Origin of the sequence: Salinicola sp. RZ23, assembly GCF_003206675.1 — a bacterium.
Lineage (GTDB): Bacteria > Pseudomonadota > Gammaproteobacteria > Pseudomonadales > Halomonadaceae > Salinicola > Salinicola endophyticus.
This window is the reverse complement of the sequence record NZ_PZJK01000015.1, coordinates 208787-226397: the sequence shown is the minus strand read 5'-3', so window position 1 is coordinate 226397 and position 17611 is coordinate 208787. Positions and strand designations below refer to the sequence as shown.

Genomic DNA, 17611 nt, shown 5'->3' with positions numbered 1-17611 from the left:
ACGCCCTCATCGCACGCCGAATAACCGCCCTCGGCGCACGCTAATCGGTGCTTTGCCCTGGCCAGACGTGACCCACAATGGCACTCGGTCACGGCTCTCTCATCGCGTGACGTCCGGATCATGGAGGTACGATTTTGGCCAACATGCAAGCCATGGCGATGCTGCGAGATCTCGCACGAGACAGCAGCGACAAGGCGGTCAAGGATCTGGGTCAGCTGCAGCGCCAGCGCCAGGAGGCCGAGACGCGCCTGGAGCAGCTCTTGCAGTATCGCGAGGAGTATCAGCATAAGCTCCACGCCAGTCTGACCGAGGGCGTCTCCTCGACCCAGTGGCGAGACTTCCAGCAGTTCCTCGCCTCGCTCGACAGCGCCATTGCCCAGCAGCGGCGGCTGCTCAGCGAGCAGGAGTCCAGGGTCGAGAGCGGCGTCACCCGCTGGCGTGGTGAGCAGCGCAAGCTCAACGCCTACGACACGCTCTACGCGCGCGGCGAGCGTGATCAGCTGCAGCGCCACGCGCGCGCAGAACAACGACATAGCGACGAGATGGCAGCCCAGCTGCGTCGGCGTCAGCAGGATAACGGCCGTCCCTACTAGCAAGTAGTCGATAGCAGGTAGTCGACCAGTAGCGGGCAGTAGTCAGGCGGTAGCGGGGCACCTGCCCCGACACTCACAGCGAGATGACGACGCGCATGGACGTGACACCGATTCCCCGTATGACCGCTGCAGGCGACAAGGCAGCGAGTGCCAAGTCGAGCGGCGATGCGTCGCCGTCGACGAGCTTCGCCGCGGCGCTGACCCAAGCCGGTGCGCAGCCGCGCTCGCCGTCGGACACCGATGCCTCCGGCAGCCGCGAGGCACGCCCCGCAACCGATGCCGCCCGCCTGACCGCCGATACCATCTGCCAGCTACCGGCCGAGCAGGCAGATGGCCTCGCCAAGCTGGCGCTGGCAGACTCGGCCAACGCCAGTGGCGACGACATTGCCGAGGCACTGAGCGCCCTCGCGAAGGCCGTCGGCGCCAGTGAAGATGGCGTTGCCGAGGCGCTGGGCGCACTGCGCACGCAGGCCGCCGGCGCCGGTGAAGATGGCGTTAGCGAGGCGCTGATCGGCGCAGACGGTAAAAAAGCAGCGGCCAATGAGCAGACCGACGCACTGACACTGGCCGCGCTGTTCGCCGGCCTGCAGCCCCTGAGCGCCAGCGCCGATCCCCGCGCGCCAACGGAAAACCGCGCCGGGCAAGCCCTGGCAACGAATGGCCTCGCAGGCTCGGCCAAGACGCCGACTTCCGCCAACGTTCTGGCCTCGGCCATCGGTCTCGCCACCCGCGATCTCGCAGGCCAGGCGCCCGCCGACGATGGCGAAGCGTCACGCGCCGGCGCCCGCGCGCTGTCGTCTGCACTGGACTCGGCGGCGGCTCAGCGTCATAGCGACACCCTGGCCCAACGCGACCCGCAGGCCCGAGCCGAGTCGCCACTTGCCGCCCTGCTCACGCGCGCGGCATCAGGGCAACAGGCCGCAGCTCAGGCTCAGGCAGCCGCCGGCAAGGACGCGCCCTTGACCGCGGAGCAACTGGCCGCGCGCACCCAGGCTACGGCACAGGGGACAGACCTATCTGCGCTGACCCGCGGTCACGGCGCCGCCACCGAGGCCAATGCAGGCTTTGCCGGCCAGCTCCAGCAGAGCGGTGCCCCGATGGCGATGACAGCAAACGCATCGCCCGCGGCCATGCCGAGTCACTCCCTGCCCGTCGCGGTGCAGTCGCCCCAGTGGCCAGCCTCGCTGGGCCAGCAGGTACTGCAGATGCAGCAGCGCGGCGACAACCAGATGGAGCTGAAGCTGCACCCCCGCGAGCTCGGCGCTCTGAGCGTCAGCCTGAATGTGCACGACAATCAAGCCCAACTGCAGATCCTCTCCGCCCACGCACCTGTACGCGCCGCCGTCGAAGCCGCCCTGCCGCAGCTGCGTGAGGCGCTGGCACAGAGCGGCATTGCCCTCGGCGAAGCGATGGTCGGCGATCAAGGCCAGTTCCAGCGCGAACAGCAGGAGAACGACGGCCGCGGCGCCCCGGGTGGCACGCGTAGCGCTACCGGCTTGGCCGCCCTCGACGAGCCGGCCGACGCCGCCACCGCAGCGCTGAACACGCTGCTGGGCGGCCGCGGCAACATCAACCTTTATGCCTGATCCGCGCTGCCGATAACACAGGGGCCGGCACTCGCCGGCGCCCCCTTGCTGTCGCGCAGGCGACGAGGGGCCCCGGCCGTCGTCTGAAAGGCGCAGTTAGCGCAGAGGATGGGGTCCTTTTCCGGCAATGACCGGACGCCACGACAGCGCATAATCCGCTGCAACTTCCCAGGGTTTCTATTCATGGCAGAAGCAATGGCTGCACCTCAAGCCGCGCCGCGCAAGAAGCGCTCGCGCCTGATCATCGGGCTCTTGATCGTGCTGCTGGCCGCCGCCAGCTCCGCCGCGATCTATTTCTTTCTTCACTCGCGTGGTGATGCCGAGCAGACCGCCGCCGTCGAGGAGAAGCCGGCCGAGCCGCCGACGCCGATCTTCGTCACCATCGCCCCGTTCACTGTCAACCTGCAGAGCGACTACGGCGACCGTCTGCTCTACGTGGGCTTGTCTCTGCGTGTCGGTGACCAGGCGACCAGCGACTTTCTGGTCCAGCACATGCCCGAGATTCGCAGCCGACTGTTGATGCTGCTGTCGGGCAAGAGCGCCGAGGAGCTGATCAAGCCGCAGGGCAAGGTCGAACTGAAGCAGGAGATCCTGGGTCTGTTCGACAAGCCGATCACTACGCCGCAGCCCGAGCTGTCGATCGACGACGTGCTGTTCTCCGACTTCATCGTGCAGTAAGCGGCGCCAGGTTACCCATGTCCCAAGACGATTTGCTGTCGCAGGAAGAGATCGACGCCCTCCTCAACGGCGTCAGCGGCGACGACGACAAGCAAGCCGAGGAGACGTCCGGCGAGAAGCGCACGCGTCCGTTCGATCCGGCCAATCAGCACCGGATCATCCGCGAGCGCCTGCAATCGCTGGACATCATCAACGAGCGTTTCGCACGCCTGTTTCGCGTGGCGCTGTTCAACCTGATCCGGCGCAGCGCCGATATCACTGTGTCCGGCGTACGCTACCAGAGCTACAGCCAGTTCGCGCGCAACCTGCCGGTACCGACCAACCTCAACCTGATCAGCCTCAAGCCGCTCAAGGGAACCGCCCTGCTGGTCTTTCCGCCGAGCCTGGTGTTCATGGTGGTCGACAACCTGTTCGGCGGCGATGGCCGCTTCCCGACCAAGTCCGACGGACGCGAGTTCACCGCCACCGAGCAACGCATCATCCAACGTCTGATGTCGCTGGCACTGGACGGCTACGGGGAGGCATGGAAGTCGGTCTATCCGCTGGAGGTCGAGTACATGCGCTCGGAGATGCAGGTGCGCTTCGCCAACATCACCAACTCGCCCAACGAGATCGTGGTGAACAGCACCTTCCATCTCGAAGTGGGCAACCTGGCCAGCGACTTCAATATCTGTATTCCGTTCTCGATGATCGAGCCGATCCGTGACGTGCTGTCGAGCCCGATCGGCGTCTACGGCAGCAACGACGCCCAGTGGGAGTCGCGCATGGCCGGCGAGATTCGCCAGACGGAGGTCGAGCTGATCGCCGACTTCACCGAGATCGATGCCACCCTCGGCGAGGTCATGGCGCTGGAAGTCGGCGACGTCCTGCCCATCGACCTGCCGCAGATCCTCGACGTACGGGTCGACGGCGTGCCGGTCATGGCCTGCGAATACGGCACGCGCCAGGGCCAGCGCGCCCTGCGCGTCAAGCATCTGATCGACCATGGTACCTATTCCGCCATGAAGGATTTCGACAATGAGTGACGATAACAAACCCAGCTCACCGGCCGACGACGCCAAGCCGCAGGACGATCAGTCCCAGGCGGAGAGCAGCGCGCAGGAGGATGCCGAGGATCTGTGGGCCGCCGCCATGGCCGAGCAGGGTGTCGAGCCGGAGCCGGACCCCGAGCCCGAACCTGCCGCCAAGCCGGCGCCCAAGCAGGAGCCAAAACCGGAACCCAAGCCGAACAAGCAGGACAGCGACGATGCTGCGTTCGTCAGCGCCGCCGACGAACGCAGCATGTTCCAGTCCTTCGACGAAGGCAGCCCGTCACACTCGACCCGCGACCTCGGCGTGATCATGGATATCCCGGTGAAGCTCTCGGTCGAGCTCGGGCGTACTCGTATCACCATCAAGCAGTTGCTGGAGCTCGCCCAGGGCTCGGTGGTGGAGCTCGACGGTCTGGCCGGAGAGCCAATGGACATCCTGATCAACGGCTACTTGATCGCCCAGGGCGAGGTCGTAGTGGTCGACGACAAATACGGCATCCGTATCACCGAGATCATCACCCCCTCCGAGCGCGTGCAGAAACTCAACCGATGAAGGAAGACGTCGTACGCCAGGCCGAGCCGCTGGTCGGTGGCACCAGCAATGACATCGGCCTGCTGATGATGGGCAAGACCGCCGTCTCGCTGCTGGTGGTCATCGCCATCATCCTGCTCTGCACCTGGCTACTGAAACGCCTCGGCACCCAGCGCAGGGGCGGCGGCAAGCATCTGCGCCTGGTCGCCAGCACCTCGGTGGGACAGCGCGAGCGTGTAGTCATCGTCGAGGTCGAGAATCGCTGGCTGGTGCTCGGTGTGGGTGGCGGTCAAGTGACCAAGCTCGACACCCTGGACTCACCGCCAATGCCACCGCCCGCCCCCGAGAGGCCAGCAGGTCCGCCGCTCACGGGCAGCTTTGCCAGCCGCCTGCGCCAGGCGATGCAGCACAACCTGCGCCAGTCGCTCAAGCCTCGCCAACGCCGGGAGGACGAACCGTGAGTGTCCGTCCCCGCCCCCGTGGTGTGGCCCTCGCCCTGATCACTGCCGCCCTGCTGCTGGCACCAGCGACTCAAGCGCTGGCCCAGGCCCTGCCGGGTATCGTCAGCGAGCCGATGGGCGACGGCGGACAGCGCTGGTCGCTCAGCCTGCAGACGCTGCTGTTCCTGTCGTCGCTGGCGTTCCTGCCCGCCCTGCTGCTGATGATGACCTGCTTCACCCGCATCATCATCGTGCTGGGGCTGCTGCGAACCGCCATGAGCACCCAGTCGTCGCCACCGACTCAGGTGCTGATCGGCCTGGCGCTATTCCTGACCTTCTTCGTGATGTCGCCAGTACTCGACCGCGTCTACCAGGACGCCTGGCAGCCCTACGCGGCGGAACAGATCTCGCTGGACCAGGCGCTCGAGCGCGGCAGTCAGCCGATTCGCGAATTCATGCTGGCGCAGACCCGCAAGAGCGATCTGGCAATGTTCGCGCGGATCGCCAAGGTCGGTGAGATGCAGGGGCCGGAGGACGTACCGATGCGGATCCTGGTCCCCGCCTACGCCACCAGTGAGCTGAAGACGGCGTTCCAGATCGGGTTCACCATTTTCATACCCTTCCTGATCATCGACCTGGTGGTGGCCAGTGTCCTGATGTCGCTGGGCATGATGATGGTACCGCCGGCAACGATCTCGCTGCCATTCAAGCTGATGCTGTTCGTACTGGTGGATGGCTGGCAGCTGCTGATCGGTTCGCTGACCCAGAGCTTCTACATGAGCTGACACGCACGGTCACCGCGGTGGCCGGTCCGGAGGTGTGCAATGACGCCCGAAATGGTAATGAGCCTGGCCTACCAGGGGATGAAGCTGACACTGATGATGGCCGGCCCCCTGCTGCTCACGGCCCTGCTGATCGGTCTACTGGTAAGCCTGTTTCAGGCCGCGACCCAGATCAACGAGATGACGCTGTCGTTCATCCCCAAGATCCTCGGGGTCTTCACCGCGCTGATCCTTTCCGGGTCGTGGTTGATCCAACTGCTGAGCAATTTCACCATCGAGCTGCTGACGAATATCCCGCAGATGGTCAACTGACACTCGCATGATCGATATCACCAGCGCCCAGTGGCAGGCGTGGCTCCAGCTCTTCGGCTGGCCCAGCGTGCGCATTCTGGCGTTCCTGAGCGCCTCACCGATCTGGAGCTGGTCCAGCGTGCCACGCCAGTTCAAGCTGCTGTTCGGCGTGGCCATGGCCTTCGCCATCGCGCCGTCGTTACCGCCAATGCCCAGCGTGCCACTGTTCTCGCTGGAGAGCGTCGGTATCATGCTGCAGCAGATTCTGATCGGCGCCGCCATGGGCCTGGTGCTACGCATCATGATCGCAGTGGTGATCAACGCCGGCGAATACATCAGCATGCAGATGGGTCTCGGCTTCGCGACCTTCTTCTCGCCCGACTCGGGCACCAACACCATGGTGCTGTCACGCTTTCTGGAGATGATCACGCTGCTGATGTTCCTGGCCATGAATGGCCACCTGATCACCCTCCAGATCCTGGCCTGGACCTTCGAGGTACTCCCGGTGGGCGCCACCTCGATCGACTCGAGCTTCGCCGAGACCCTGGCCCGCTGGGGCGGCACCATCTTCACCTCGGGCCTGCTGTTGGCCCTGCCCGTGGTCGCCTCGCTTTTGCTGATCAATCTGTCGCTGGGGATTCTCAACCGCGCCTCGCCGCAGTTGACAATCTTCTCCATCGGTTTCCCCATGACCCTCACCGCCGGCCTGGCGATGATCCTCGCGCTGACCCCCAATCTGGGTGGCTTTCTGAGCGACCTGTTCGAGCATCAGCTGCAATTCATGCAGGGCATGATCGAGCAGATGGCCGGCGCCACCTGACCCCCGCGGCGACGTCTGAAGGCCACGAGCCCTGAAGACAAGAACGCCCGGCGGCGAGGGTATCGCGACCGGGCGTCATGATGGTCTGTTCAGCTCGAATCGTTCACAGATAGCTCGGGAAGTGCCGCGGCCGTCGTGTGTCGTGTCTCCTCGCCCGACGCCAGCGCGTCGGGCGAGGGGGCATGGGCCCCCTCTCGCTCATCCGTTACACCAGGTCGTCCGTTACACCAGGTCGAACAGCGAGGTGCCCTGGAGGTTCATGAACGACTTCTGCGCCGCCTGCAGACCCACCTGACGCAGCACGTACTCGGAGACCGCCGAGTTGTAATCGAGGTCGATCAGATCGCTCTTGGTCTGGGTGTAGCTAACGTTGCGATCGTTACCCACGGTATCCAGCACGTCGAGCTCGTTGAGACGTGCACCCACCGAGGCGCGCACAGTCAGCACGTTGTCCAGTGCGTTGTCCATCTCACGACTGGTGGTGGAGAGCGCATTGGTGAAGGCCGCCTGAGCCTGATCGGAGTCGATCGGTGTTTCCAGCGCGCCCAGCATCTTCTCAAGAGCGCCGAAGACGTCCGGATTCATCTCCTTCGCGCGGCCCATGGAGAGAGTATCACCGTCCGCCGGACGGCCCTCAAGCTTGAGGCGCACGCCCCCGACCTCGATCGCACCGCTCTTGCCGTCGTAGGTGCCGCTGCCGCCCGGGCCGCCACTCACGTTGTAGTCGTAAGTGCCGTCACCGTTGTCACTGAAGCTGATGTCGAAGGTGCTGCCATAACCGTTCGCCGTGCTGTCGATGGTCTCGGGGCCGGTAAAGGTGAGCGAGCCGCCATTGCCGTCCCCCGCCCGCGCCAGATAGCCGGCGCCGGTGGCCACGCGCTGGAAGACTTCGTCGCCGGTGTTGCCTACCGACATCAGGCGTGACGGCCCGACCTTCTGCTCACGCCCTTCGGTGGCACCCTGGTAACTGATGCCGCCGTTGGTCTCGACAAAGGGCGCCGCACCATCCTTGTAGCCGCCGAAGAGATAGTTGCCGCTGCCATCGGTGGCATTGGCCTGCCCCACCAGCGCTTCGTAAACACCGCGCAGCTCGGTGGCCATGGACTGGCGAGCGGCATCGTTCAGCGTACCGTTACCGCCCTGAACCAACAGCTCCTTGGCTCGGCTCAGCGCATCGGTGACGCTGTTGAGTGCACTCTCTTCCTGGCTCAACGCGTTGCGCGCGGTGATACGGCTATCTGACTGCTGATTATTGCTCGCCATCGACTGCGAGACGCCGACCGCGCGCGCCGCCGCCTGGGGATCGTCCGACGGACGCACGACGCGCTTGCCGGAGGCGATCTTCTCGCCGATCTCCATGAACTGGCCTTGCTGCCGGTTCATCGAACTGACGCTGCGCTCGAACATGATGACGGTGCTGACGCGCATGACACTCTCCTGACTGGGTGCCCGCAGCGGGCACGCGCTTGGTCGATTCGATACGCGGCCTTCACCCGGAGGGGCGAAGGCCAAAACTTAACTTCTCAGGCCGAGAATCGTGTCCAGCACCGAGGTGCCGGCATCGATGATCTTGGCGTTGGCGGTGTAGTACTGCTGATAGCGCAGCAGATTGGCGTACTCTTCATCCAGGTTCACCCCGGAGTCGGCCTGCTGATAACTGTAGAGTTGATCCGCCAGTCCCTGTTGGGTGGTGAGGTTGGCATTGACGATCGCCGACTGGTTGCCCACGTCGCTGACCAACGCCGCGTAGGCACCGCTGAACGTGGCCTGCCCTCCCACCTGTTTCTGGTTCTGCAGATCCAGTAGTTTGAGCGCATTGCCGTTGTCACCGCTGCCACCATTGGCGCTGGCTGCCGCCGCGAAGAGGCTGGTATCGGTGAAGGCGATGTCGAAGCCCGCCGCGGCATTGCGCGTCGGCTGCACCAGGAATGTATCGCCATCGGCCGGCGTGCCGCTGGGCGTCACCGAGACGCCGCCGAAGACCAGATCGCCGTCGGCGTTGGTCGCGATGGTCGAGGTCTCGCCGCTGGTCAGGTTCTGCAGCTGATAGTCGTCACTGGCGCTCTGGTAGGTCAGCCGATAGTCGTCGGCACTCACCGGCGCATCGTCACTATAGCTGGCGCTCATGCTAACGTTAGACGCGTTACGCTCATTAGCCTGTACATTAGGCGAACCGATCGAGAAAAACGCCTGGCCAGGATCACCATCGAGATCGAACCCTTGCTCCTGCACCGCATTGAAGCTGCCCGCCAGGCTGGCAGCGAGTTGGCCGAGCTTGTTCTGCGCCCCGTCCAGCGTGTCATTGCGGAAACGCAGCAGGCCACCGAGCTCGCCACCCTGCACCACCGAGGCATTGAGCTCACGTACACCGCCCGATGAATCGCGATATCCAACGGTCTTGTTGGCGCCATCTTCATCGCCGTTAATGGCGCGGAGCTGGAAGCTTTTATTGCCGGCCACGAGCGGCAGGCCATTGGAGAGCGATATCTGATAAGTGGAGCCATCCTGTACGGCAACATCGACATCCACCAGCTTGCTCATATCGCCGACCAGCTTGTCACGCTGGTCCAGCAGCGCATTGGGCTCTTCACCCGATCTGGCTCGCGCCAGGGAGATCTGCTTATTGAGATCGGCAACCTGACCGCTGAGATCGTTGACCTGGGAGACGACACTGCCGATCTGGCCGTTGACGCCATCGCGCATGTCCTGAAGATACGTATCGAAGGCACGGAACTGCGCGACCATGCTCTGCGCCGTCCCCAGCACGCCCTCACGCGCCGCTGCATCCGACGGCGAGCCGGAGAGATCCTCCAGGCTGGAGAAGAACTTCTGCATCAGCGTGGTGAGTCCGGAGTCGCCGTCAGCGAGCAGGTCATCGACCTGGTTGATCTGCTTCTGATAGGTCTCGAGCGCTGTTTCGCGGCTGTTGGCCTGGTTGAGCTGACCACTGATATAGGCGTTGTACTGGCGTTGAACGCCATTCACCTTGACACCGTTGCCCATTTCGCCGCCACTGCTGCTCTCACCGAGCTGGATCAGCTGGCGATTGTAGCCATCGGTATAGACATTGGTGATGTTGTTACTGGTGGTGGAGAGCGCGGATTGCGCCGCGCCCAGACCGCTCAATCCAATCGAGAACAGGCTCATGTCGAATCCCTGTCAGACGCCATACCACATGGCGAGTTGCAATCACGTTGAAGACTTTATCGGCGATATCGCGGCGTGCTTGAACGATTCGGCTATTGATTTCGCAATGTTTTGTAATTCGTCTCGCCGACGCAGAGCGTAAAACCTGCGGCTCAGAACAGCGTTGTCGGCGCCCGCGCCAGCGAGTAGGGGTCGGAGGCCGCAACGAGACTCGGCTGAGACGACACCGACGCCAGATCGCCCAACTGGCCGATGATCCGATTGAGCTTGTCGGCATAGTTGGGATCGGTGGCATAGCCGGCGCGCTGGATGGCGTGGGCTGCCTGCTGTGGGGAGGTGGCGGCAAGCACGTTGCGATAGCGCGGATTGTCACCGATCAGCGCAGCGTAGTCGGCAAAGGCATCGGCGTAGGAGTCATAGACACGGAAACGATCCACGGTCTGGATCGGCCGGCCATTGACGTACTCGGTAGTGGCGATGTCGGTGGTCTTGCCCTGCCAGGCGCTACCCGCCTTGATCCCGAACAGGTTATGACTGTTGCCGCCGGCTTCGGTGGGGATTTCCCGTTTGCCCCAGCCAGTCTCCAGCGCAGCCTGCGCCAGAATCAGCTCGGCGGGCACGCCGGAGGCCTGCTCGGCGCGCTTGGCCGGCTCCGCCAGCTTGGTAAGGAAATCGGCAACATGCGCGGCGCGCCCGGCGAATTGGGTCGCGGCACCGGCCAGGCTGGCCGCCGACGGCACGATCTGATCAGTGGATGATCCAGGTGCCACGACATCGCTCTCCTGCGCCCCTGCCACCGGCGTACGCAGCGTATTGGTCAAGGGTGTCGGGATACCGCGCGGAATGCCGGCGATCAGCTTGTCGATATCCTCCTGCTGCGGCTGGGCCCGCTGGGTGCCAGGCAGCCCGCTGCTCTCGAGCTGCGTTACCAGCTGTTCGGCCAGACCGAAGCCCTTGCCGGCGAGATGCTGGGCCCACTGCTGATCCTGCATCGACTGAAGCATGTCGCCCTGCTGGCTGTGCAGCAGGTCCGACTTGGGGGTGGCTTCACGCATGCTCTTGAGCATCATCTGCAGGAAGACCGCTTCGAACTGCTTGGCGGCCTCCTTCAGGCTGCCTTGAGGCGAGTGCCCGGCGCTGTACTTGAGCTTCTGAATGCCCTGGACATCCAGCGCGAACTGCGACGAGAGGTCGTTACCGGTCATCAGATGATCTCCAGTTCAGCGTTCAGCGAGCCGGCGGCCTTGAGTGCCTGCAGGATCGACATCAGGTCCTGTGGCGAGGCACCCAGCGCATTCAGCGCATTGACCACGTCCATCAGGTCGGCACTGGTCTCCACCATCTGCAATGCACCACCCTCTTGCTGCACATTGATGTTGGCATTGGGCACGACCGCCGTGGTCCCGCCGGAGAGTGCGTTGGGCTGGCTGACCTGCGGGTTGGAGTCGATCACGACCGAGAGGTTGCCGTGGGCGACCGCCGCACGATTGAGTGTCACCGTATCCGACAGCACCACCGAGCCGGTACGCGAGTTGACGATCACCTTGGCCGGCCCGCGATCGGCGGTTACATCGACTCCCTGAACCCGCGCCAGGAAGTTGACCCGGGCATTGGGATCCGCCGGCAACTGCAGCCGCACGGTACGACCGTCAAGGGCAGACGCGACCGGCGCGCCGAACTCCTGGTTGATCGCCGCCACCACGCGCCGAGCATTCTCGAAATCGGAGCGCTTGAGAAACATGTCGAGGGAGCCATCGACGCCACCCAGCCGTACCGGCACCTCCTGCTCGACGAGGCCACCGCCCGGGATGCGCCCCGCTGCCTGATGGTTGATCGCCACGCTGCTGCCACCCGCCTGGGCCCCAACGCCGCCGACGTAGACGTTGCCCTGAGCCAGGGCGTAGACGCGGCCATCGGCCCCTTTCAACGGCGTCATCAACAGGGTGCCACCCCGCAGGCTATTGGCGTTGCCCACCGATGAGACGGTGACGTCGATCTCCTGCCCCTGGCGCGAGAACGGCGGCAACTGGGCGGTGACCATGACCGCCGCCACGTTGCGCAACTGCATGTTGGTGCCGGCCGGAATGGTCACACCGAGCTGCGACAGCAGGTTGACGATACTCTGCCCGGTGAACGGTGCCTGGGTGGTCTGGTCACCCGTCCCATCGAGGCCGACCACCAGGCCGTAACCCACCAGCGGGTTGTCTCGCACGCCGGCGAAGTTGGCCAGATCCTGAATCGGCTGCGCCTGGACGCCGGCAGTGGCTGCCAGCGTCACGACGAGGAGCAGCCAGCGGGAAAGACGGGTACGGCAGCGGCAGAGCAGTGTCATAAGCATCAGAACGGCGCGATGTTGAGGAAGAAACGCTGCAACCAGCCCATGGTCTGCGCCTCGTTGATGTAGCCGTCACCGATATACTCGATGCGGGCGTCGGCGACCTGAGTCGAACGCACGGTGTTGGAGCCGCTGATCGAACGTGGATTGACCACCCCGGAGAAGCGGATGTACTCCGTGCCCTGATTGATCGCGATCTGCTTCTCGCCGCGCACCTTGAGATTGCCGTTGGCGAGCAGATCGTAGACCGTCACAGTGATAGTGCCGGTAAAGGTGTTGTTGGCGTTGGCGCCACCCGAGCCATTGAAGACATTGCTGCCCTCCACGTCGGTGCCATAGTCCTCGAGCACGCTGAGCGGGCTCGGCACCTGATTCACCGTAAGGCCAATGGTGCCGTCACGCGAGGCTTGCGCCGCGGAGCTCTTGCTGGCGCTCACCTGCTCGTCGAGCACGATGGTGATGATATCGCCGACCTGACGCGGACGCCGATCCTCGAACAGCGGCTGGAAACCGAACCGCGCCTGATAGATCGAGCCGTTGGCCTGGGCCGGTGGCGTCGACGGGATCTCCACCGGCGACGAGTTCTCCACCACCGAGTGGCGCGGTATCTGCGCACAGCCGCTCATGCCCACGAGCAGGCAGAGCAGTAAGATACGGTGGCCGCGGGAGCCACCCTTGGTCAGCAGCCGCCAGGTGCGCAACAGCAAAGATCCCATGTATTCGTGGCCTCGGTTACAGCTGGCTCAGACGCGCCAGCATCTGATCGGAGGTTTCGACGGCCTTGCTGTTGATCTCGTAGGCACGCTGGGTCTCGATCATGCTGACCATCTCCTCGACCACGTTGACGTTGGAGGTCTCCACGTAGCCCTGATAGACCGTACCGGCACCTTGCAGGCCCGGGGTCAGACTGGTGCTCGGCCCGGATGCATCGGTCTCCAGGTATAGGTTCTGGCCGATGCTCTGCAGGCCGGTCGGGTTGATGAAGGTGGAGACCATGATCTGCCCCACCTGATTGCTCTGCGAGGTTCCCGGCTGGGTGACCGAGACCGTGCCATCCTGAGCTACGCTGATCGACAGCGCGTTCTGCGGAATGGTGATCGGCGGGTCGACCGGATAGCCACCGGCGGTTACCAACTGGCCGTTCTGGTCGACTTGAAAGCTGCCGTCACGGGTATAGCCGGTGGTACCGTCCGGCATCTGTACGGCGAAGAAACCCTTGCCGTTGATCGCCAGATCGCGCGAGTTCTCGGTATTCTGCAGACCGCCCTGGGTGTGCAGACGCTCGGTGGCCACCGGACGCACCCCGGTACCCACCTGCATGCCGGAAGGCAGCGTGTCGACGACCGAGGACTGGGCGCCGGGCTGACGTACGTTCTGATAGAGCAGGTCCTCGAACACGGCGCGCGAGCGCTTGAAACCGTTGGTCGAGACGTTGGCCAGGTTGTTGGAGATGACGTCCAGCTTGACCTGCTGCGCTTCCAGCCCGGTCTTGGCGGTCCAGAGTGATTTGATCATGATGGCATTCTCATAGTCGTGAGCTCGGCGCCGGGCGGGCTCAGGTCAGCGACAGCAGGCTGTTGGCACGCTGCTCGTTTTCGTCCGCGCTCTCGATCATCTTCATATGCATGTCGTAGCGGCGGGAGGAGTCGATCATAGAAATCATCGCGTCGGTGGGCGTCACATTGCTGCCCTCGAGTGCGCCGGGAACCAGCCGCAGGGTATCGTCCGCCGGCACCGGATTGGCGTTCTGCTGCCCCGGCGGCGGGGTCATGCGGAACAGGCCGTCTTCACCGCGGACCAGATTCTCGTTGCCCGGCGCCACCAGCTTGAGCTTGGCCAGCGGGGCGATGGAGTCGGGGTTCTGGCCCGGCTCGAGCACGCTGATCGAGCCATCCGCGCCGATGGTGACATCGGCGCCGACCGGGATCACGATGGCCTGACCGTTATCGCCCATCACCGGGTTGCCGAGCGAGGTCAAGAGCCCGGTGGCATCGACCTGCAGGTCGCCGCGTCGAGTATAGGCTTCACCGCCGCCGGGCGGTTGCACTGCCAGCCAGGCATCGCCCTGCAACGCCACGTCCAGGCTGCGCCCGGTGGTACTGATATTGCCCTGGGTGAAGTCGGAACCCGGCGTGGTCATTATCGACGCGACACGCGTAGGCAGCCGTGCCTCGCCTTCGACCGGAACGGCGCGCATCGCCATCAACTCGCCGCGGAAGCCCGGGGTCGAGACGTTGGCCAGGTTATTGTTGACCACCGCCTGCTGCGCCATGGTCTGACTGGCGCCGCCACCGGCAGTGTAGAGAATTCGATCCATCGGGGAGTCCTCGGAAAACGACGCCGCTGCCGATCAGACAGACCGGCAGCGATGACCTATCAGCGCAGCTGCGCGATCTGATCCATGACCTCGGACTGGGTTCGAATCGAATTGGTATTGGCCTGATAATTACGCTGCGCAATGATCAGGTTGACCAGCTCCTTAGTCAGATCGACGTTGGAGGCTTCGAGCGTCTCTGAAGCGATCGAGCCCAGTGTGCCGGTTCCCGCTGTCCCCAGCAGCTCGTTACCCGAGTCAACGGTGGCGGAGAAAAGGTTGCCGCCGGAAGGCGTCAGCCCCTCGGGATTACGGAAGGTGGCCAACGCGACCTGCCCAAGATTGACGGTCTTCTCGTTAGAGTAGCTACCTACTACAGAGCCATCGTCGGCAAAGCTGATCCCGACCAGGGCGCCCGAGGAGTAGCCATCCTGAGCCAGGCTCTTGACGGTCGAGTCGTTCGAGAACTGGGTGCTACCCGCCAGGTTGAAAGTGGCGGAAATCTCATTAACCCCATCACCCAACTCGTTGGCGGTGAAGTCGAGCTCAGGCCAGTTGACCGGGGTGGCCGTGGCATCCTCGCCATCGATCGTCGCCAGCTTGCCGTCCTCATCGAACGTCATTGACACATTCTGATCAGTCAGGATGCCATCGAGTGCAGTTCGTACATTCCAGGTATTGTCGTCAGTCTTCTGGAAATAGAGCGTGCTGTTGTGCTGGGCGCCCTGGGAGTCATAAACCGTGAAACTGGTCGAATAGTTGTAGTCGATCGAAGTCTGCTGCGTCGTATCCTCGTTCTGCTTGGCCGCGAGGGAATCATAAAGGACCGCTGTCGAAGTATCATCGGCGACGGTCGAGGCATCCAGGTTCAACAACATACGAATGCCCACACCCGTGGCGCCGGTAGCACTCGCCTGCATGTCGGCGGCCGGCACGTTGAGTACCTGCGGCTGCCCACCGGTCACCACGCCCGAGTTGACGTTAGTGGCGTCAGCCAGGCCATAGCCCATCAGGCGCGCACCCTGTGCATTTTCCAGAAAACCATCCGAGGTCAAGGTCAGCTGACCATTGCGCGAGTAGCCGACCTCGCCCTCTTGCTGGAAACGCAGGAACCCAGACCCACTGATCGCGATATCCAAATTGCGCCCGGTGGATTCCAGACTACCGGTGGTGAAATCCTGCAATACGCCAGAGACGCGCGTACCCAAACCCACAGCGCTGTTGGCAAAGACATCGGAAAACTGCACAGACCCGCTCTTGAAGCCCTTGGTCTGGGAGTTCGAGATATTGTTGCCGATGACATCCAACTGCTGGGAAGCGGCGTTGACACCGCTCAGTGCCTGCGAAAAACCCATGGCTTGATCCCCTACCTATATCGGTTGCGTGCGCTAAAAGCGTCGTGTGGCGCTACTGGTCTGGCTCAGAGAATTTGACGTACGGCAGAGAGTGCCACGGGATCCTGAGCGTATCCCAAGTCGAGCCTCGGCCCGTCCGCGCCTCTCATCACACCATTGACGAGGGCGTAATTCAGAGTCTGGGGCGCAAAGGTCTCGTCTCCGACTTTGCCGCTTATCGATGCCGTGTAGGTATTCTCGGCAGCGGCGTTGGTGCCGTCGGCCAGCACGCCGTCCCAGGTAAAGCTATGGACACCGGCCTTCATAGGCCCGGTAGAGAAGCTATCGACGACCTCGCCGTTGGCACCACGGATGTCGATCTGCAGGGATTGGACGTCCTGCTCCAGATCGACACCGATGGGCGTTGCCACGACGTTGGTATCCGAATCCCCCGCTCGGCCCACCAAAATATTGTTGCCCGGCACCATCACCCCTTTCCCAATCAGTGCGGTTGCCTGCAGCGCCTGACCCGCATCGATCTGCTGGGTGATTGCCGACAAGCTGTCGTTGAGCTTCTGTATCCCACTGACCGTATTGATCTGCGCCAGCTGCGCAGTCATCTCGGAATTCTCCATCGGATTGGTCGGATCCTGATTCTTCAACTGCGTGACCAAAAGCGTCATGAAGCGATCGTTGAGCTCACTGCCGGAGTTGGTACCGGTCGTCTTGCTCTGGGACGCGGTACCGTTGATGTTGGCAAGCGTACTGCTACCGATGACTGGACTGGACATACCGTTTCTCCTTGGCGCCAGGCCTCCGCAGCGGAAACCGTGACTGCCTCAAGCTGCGCCTGGGGCTCAGCCTTCGCCGATGGTTAAGGTCTTGGTCATCAACGTCTTGGCGGTATTCATCACCTCGACGTTGGCCTGGTAGGAGCGCGACGCCGAGATCATGTCCACCATCTCGTTGACGGGGTCGACATTGGGCAGGGACACGTAGCCCTGGTCGTCCGCCAGCGGATTGCCAGGACGATACTCCTTGCGCAATGGCGTCGTGGTATCCTCCACCACGCGGTCGACACGCACCCCGCCCGGGCCGCGTCCATCCTGGCCCAGCGCCTGGAACATGACCTGACGTGCGTAATAAGGCTTGCCGTCGGGCCCGGCCACGCTGTCCGCGTTGGCCAGGTTGCTGGCGGTGACGTTCATGCGCTGAGAGTTGGCCGTCAGCGCCGAGCCTGAAATTTCGAAAACACTGAACATCGACATCGGTTTACTCCGGTTGCATCGCCTTCTTCAGCCCCTGAATGCGACGGCTGACGAAGGTGACATCCGCCTGGTAGCGGACCGAGTTATCGGCGAAAGCGGCACGCTCGCGGTTCATGTCGACGGTGTTCCCGTCGAGACTGGGCTGATCCGGCACTCGATAGAGGAGATCGTCGACGCCCGAGACGCGCGGCCCTTCGGCCGCGATATGCCGGCTGGAGGTGCGGGTCAGCGAGAGACCGCCCTCACCTGCCGAACGCCCCTGCTGCATGGCCCGATCGAGCTCGGCACGAAAGTCGAAGTCACGCGCCTTGAAGTTGGGGGTGTCGGCATTGGCTATGTTGTTGGCCAGCACTTTCTGGCGTTCGGCGCGCAGATTGAGCGCCTCTTGCTGGTAGCGCAGCGCACTCTCCAACTTGTCGAACATGCCGATGATCTCCTGGTGATGGCCGGACGGCGGCAC

The 17611-nt window shown here is 63.5% G+C and carries 20 protein-coding genes; 9 read left to right on the top strand and 11 right to left on the bottom strand.

Annotated elements, in window-relative coordinates; translation table 11 throughout:
• The first annotated feature begins 143 nt into the window (after nucleotides 1-143).
• The 9 genes from fliJ to fliR all read left to right on the top strand — a co-directional run bounded on the left by fliJ (nucleotide 144) and on the right by fliR (nucleotide 6753).
• Nucleotides 144-593 carry a flagellar export protein FliJ gene (gene fliJ, locus DOM67_RS15830; protein WP_232825292.1) on the top strand — a complete coding sequence of 150 codons (450 nt, stop codon included), beginning with the start codon at nucleotides 144-146 and terminating at the stop codon, nucleotides 591-593.
• A gap of 119 nt (nucleotides 594-712) precedes the next feature.
• On the top strand, nucleotides 713-2179 hold the full coding sequence (locus DOM67_RS15825) for a flagellar hook-length control protein FliK (protein WP_157958882.1): 1467 nt from the start codon (nucleotides 713-715) through the stop codon (nucleotides 2177-2179).
• A 195-nt stretch (nucleotides 2180-2374) separates the two neighbouring features.
• Nucleotides 2375-2857 (top strand): flagellar basal body-associated protein FliL, encoded by a 483-nt coding sequence (gene fliL / locus DOM67_RS15820; protein WP_232825280.1) that lies wholly within the window; start codon nucleotides 2375-2377, stop codon nucleotides 2855-2857.
• Between the two features lie 17 nt (nucleotides 2858-2874).
• Nucleotides 2875-3882: a flagellar motor switch protein FliM gene (gene fliM, locus DOM67_RS15815; protein WP_110677650.1), complete on the top strand. Its 1008-nt coding sequence runs from the start codon at nucleotides 2875-2877 to the stop codon at nucleotides 3880-3882.
• A complete protein-coding gene (gene fliN, locus DOM67_RS15810) occupies nucleotides 3875-4441 on the top strand; it encodes a flagellar motor switch protein FliN (protein ID WP_110677648.1) in 567 nt (188 codons plus the stop codon). Before fliM ends, fliN begins: the two co-directional genes overlap by 8 nt.
• Nucleotides 4438-4881 (top strand): flagellar biosynthetic protein FliO, encoded by a 444-nt coding sequence (gene fliO, locus DOM67_RS15805; RefSeq protein ID WP_110677646.1) that lies wholly within the window; start codon nucleotides 4438-4440, stop codon nucleotides 4879-4881. The genes fliN and fliO overlap by 4 nt, the downstream gene beginning before the upstream one ends.
• 35 nt (nucleotides 4882-4916) lie before the next feature.
• Nucleotides 4917-5645, top strand: coding sequence for a flagellar type III secretion system pore protein FliP (fliP, locus tag DOM67_RS15800; RefSeq protein WP_232825291.1), 729 nt, complete (start codon nucleotides 4917-4919; stop codon nucleotides 5643-5645).
• 39 nt (nucleotides 5646-5684) lie between these two features.
• Complete coding sequence (gene fliQ, locus DOM67_RS15795; protein ID WP_110677642.1) at nucleotides 5685-5954, top strand: flagellar biosynthesis protein FliQ; 270 nt, start codon at nucleotides 5685-5687, stop codon at nucleotides 5952-5954.
• A 7-nt stretch (nucleotides 5955-5961) separates the two neighbouring features.
• A complete protein-coding gene (fliR, locus tag DOM67_RS15790; protein WP_110677640.1) occupies nucleotides 5962-6753 on the top strand; it encodes a flagellar biosynthetic protein FliR in 792 nt (263 codons plus the stop codon).
• Nucleotides 6754-6975: 222 nt separating this feature from the next.
• On the opposite strand, the gene flgL is transcribed toward fliR, so the two are convergent.
• The 11 genes from flgL to flgB all read right to left on the bottom strand — a co-directional run bounded on the left by flgL (nucleotide 6976) and on the right by flgB (nucleotide 17575).
• Nucleotides 6976-8181, bottom strand: a complete 1206-nt coding sequence (gene flgL, locus DOM67_RS15785; RefSeq protein ID WP_110677638.1) for a flagellar hook-associated protein FlgL — start codon at nucleotides 8179-8181, stop codon at nucleotides 6976-6978.
• An 87-nt stretch (nucleotides 8182-8268) separates the two neighbouring features.
• Nucleotides 8269-9900, bottom strand: coding sequence for a flagellar hook-associated protein FlgK (flgK, locus tag DOM67_RS15780; protein WP_110677636.1), 1632 nt, complete (start codon nucleotides 9898-9900; stop codon nucleotides 8269-8271).
• 152 nt (nucleotides 9901-10052) lie between these two features.
• Nucleotides 10053-11105, bottom strand: a complete 1053-nt coding sequence (gene flgJ, locus DOM67_RS15775; protein ID WP_110677634.1) for a flagellar assembly peptidoglycan hydrolase FlgJ — start codon at nucleotides 11103-11105, stop codon at nucleotides 10053-10055.
• Nucleotides 11105-12238: a flagellar basal body P-ring protein FlgI gene (locus DOM67_RS15770; protein ID WP_110677632.1), complete on the bottom strand. Its 1134-nt coding sequence runs from the start codon at nucleotides 12236-12238 to the stop codon at nucleotides 11105-11107. The genes flgJ and DOM67_RS15770 overlap by 1 nt, the downstream gene beginning before the upstream one ends.
• Nucleotides 12238-12951: a flagellar basal body L-ring protein FlgH gene (locus tag DOM67_RS15765; RefSeq protein ID WP_110677630.1), complete on the bottom strand. Its 714-nt coding sequence runs from the start codon at nucleotides 12949-12951 to the stop codon at nucleotides 12238-12240. The genes DOM67_RS15770 and DOM67_RS15765 overlap by 1 nt, the downstream gene beginning before the upstream one ends.
• A gap of 16 nt (nucleotides 12952-12967) precedes the next feature.
• Nucleotides 12968-13750, bottom strand: a complete 783-nt coding sequence (flgG, locus tag DOM67_RS15760) for a flagellar basal-body rod protein FlgG (RefSeq protein ID WP_110677628.1) — start codon at nucleotides 13748-13750, stop codon at nucleotides 12968-12970.
• A 40-nt stretch (nucleotides 13751-13790) separates the two neighbouring features.
• Nucleotides 13791-14552, bottom strand: coding sequence for a flagellar basal body rod protein FlgF (locus tag DOM67_RS15755; protein WP_110677626.1), 762 nt, complete (start codon nucleotides 14550-14552; stop codon nucleotides 13791-13793).
• Between the two features lie 59 nt (nucleotides 14553-14611).
• Nucleotides 14612-15904, bottom strand: a complete 1293-nt coding sequence (gene flgE, locus DOM67_RS15750) for a flagellar hook protein FlgE (RefSeq protein ID WP_110677624.1) — start codon at nucleotides 15902-15904, stop codon at nucleotides 14612-14614.
• 65 nt (nucleotides 15905-15969) lie between these two features.
• Nucleotides 15970-16674 carry a flagellar hook assembly protein FlgD gene (locus tag DOM67_RS15745; protein WP_110677623.1) on the bottom strand — a complete coding sequence of 235 codons (705 nt, stop codon included), beginning with the start codon at nucleotides 16672-16674 and terminating at the stop codon, nucleotides 15970-15972.
• Between the two features lie 66 nt (nucleotides 16675-16740).
• Nucleotides 16741-17151: a flagellar basal body rod protein FlgC gene (gene flgC / locus DOM67_RS15740; RefSeq protein ID WP_106420134.1), complete on the bottom strand. Its 411-nt coding sequence runs from the start codon at nucleotides 17149-17151 to the stop codon at nucleotides 16741-16743.
• Between the two features lie 4 nt (nucleotides 17152-17155).
• Complete coding sequence (flgB, locus tag DOM67_RS15735; RefSeq protein ID WP_110677621.1) at nucleotides 17156-17575, bottom strand: flagellar basal body rod protein FlgB; 420 nt, start codon at nucleotides 17573-17575, stop codon at nucleotides 17156-17158.
• Between the last annotated feature and the right edge of the window lie 36 nt (nucleotides 17576-17611).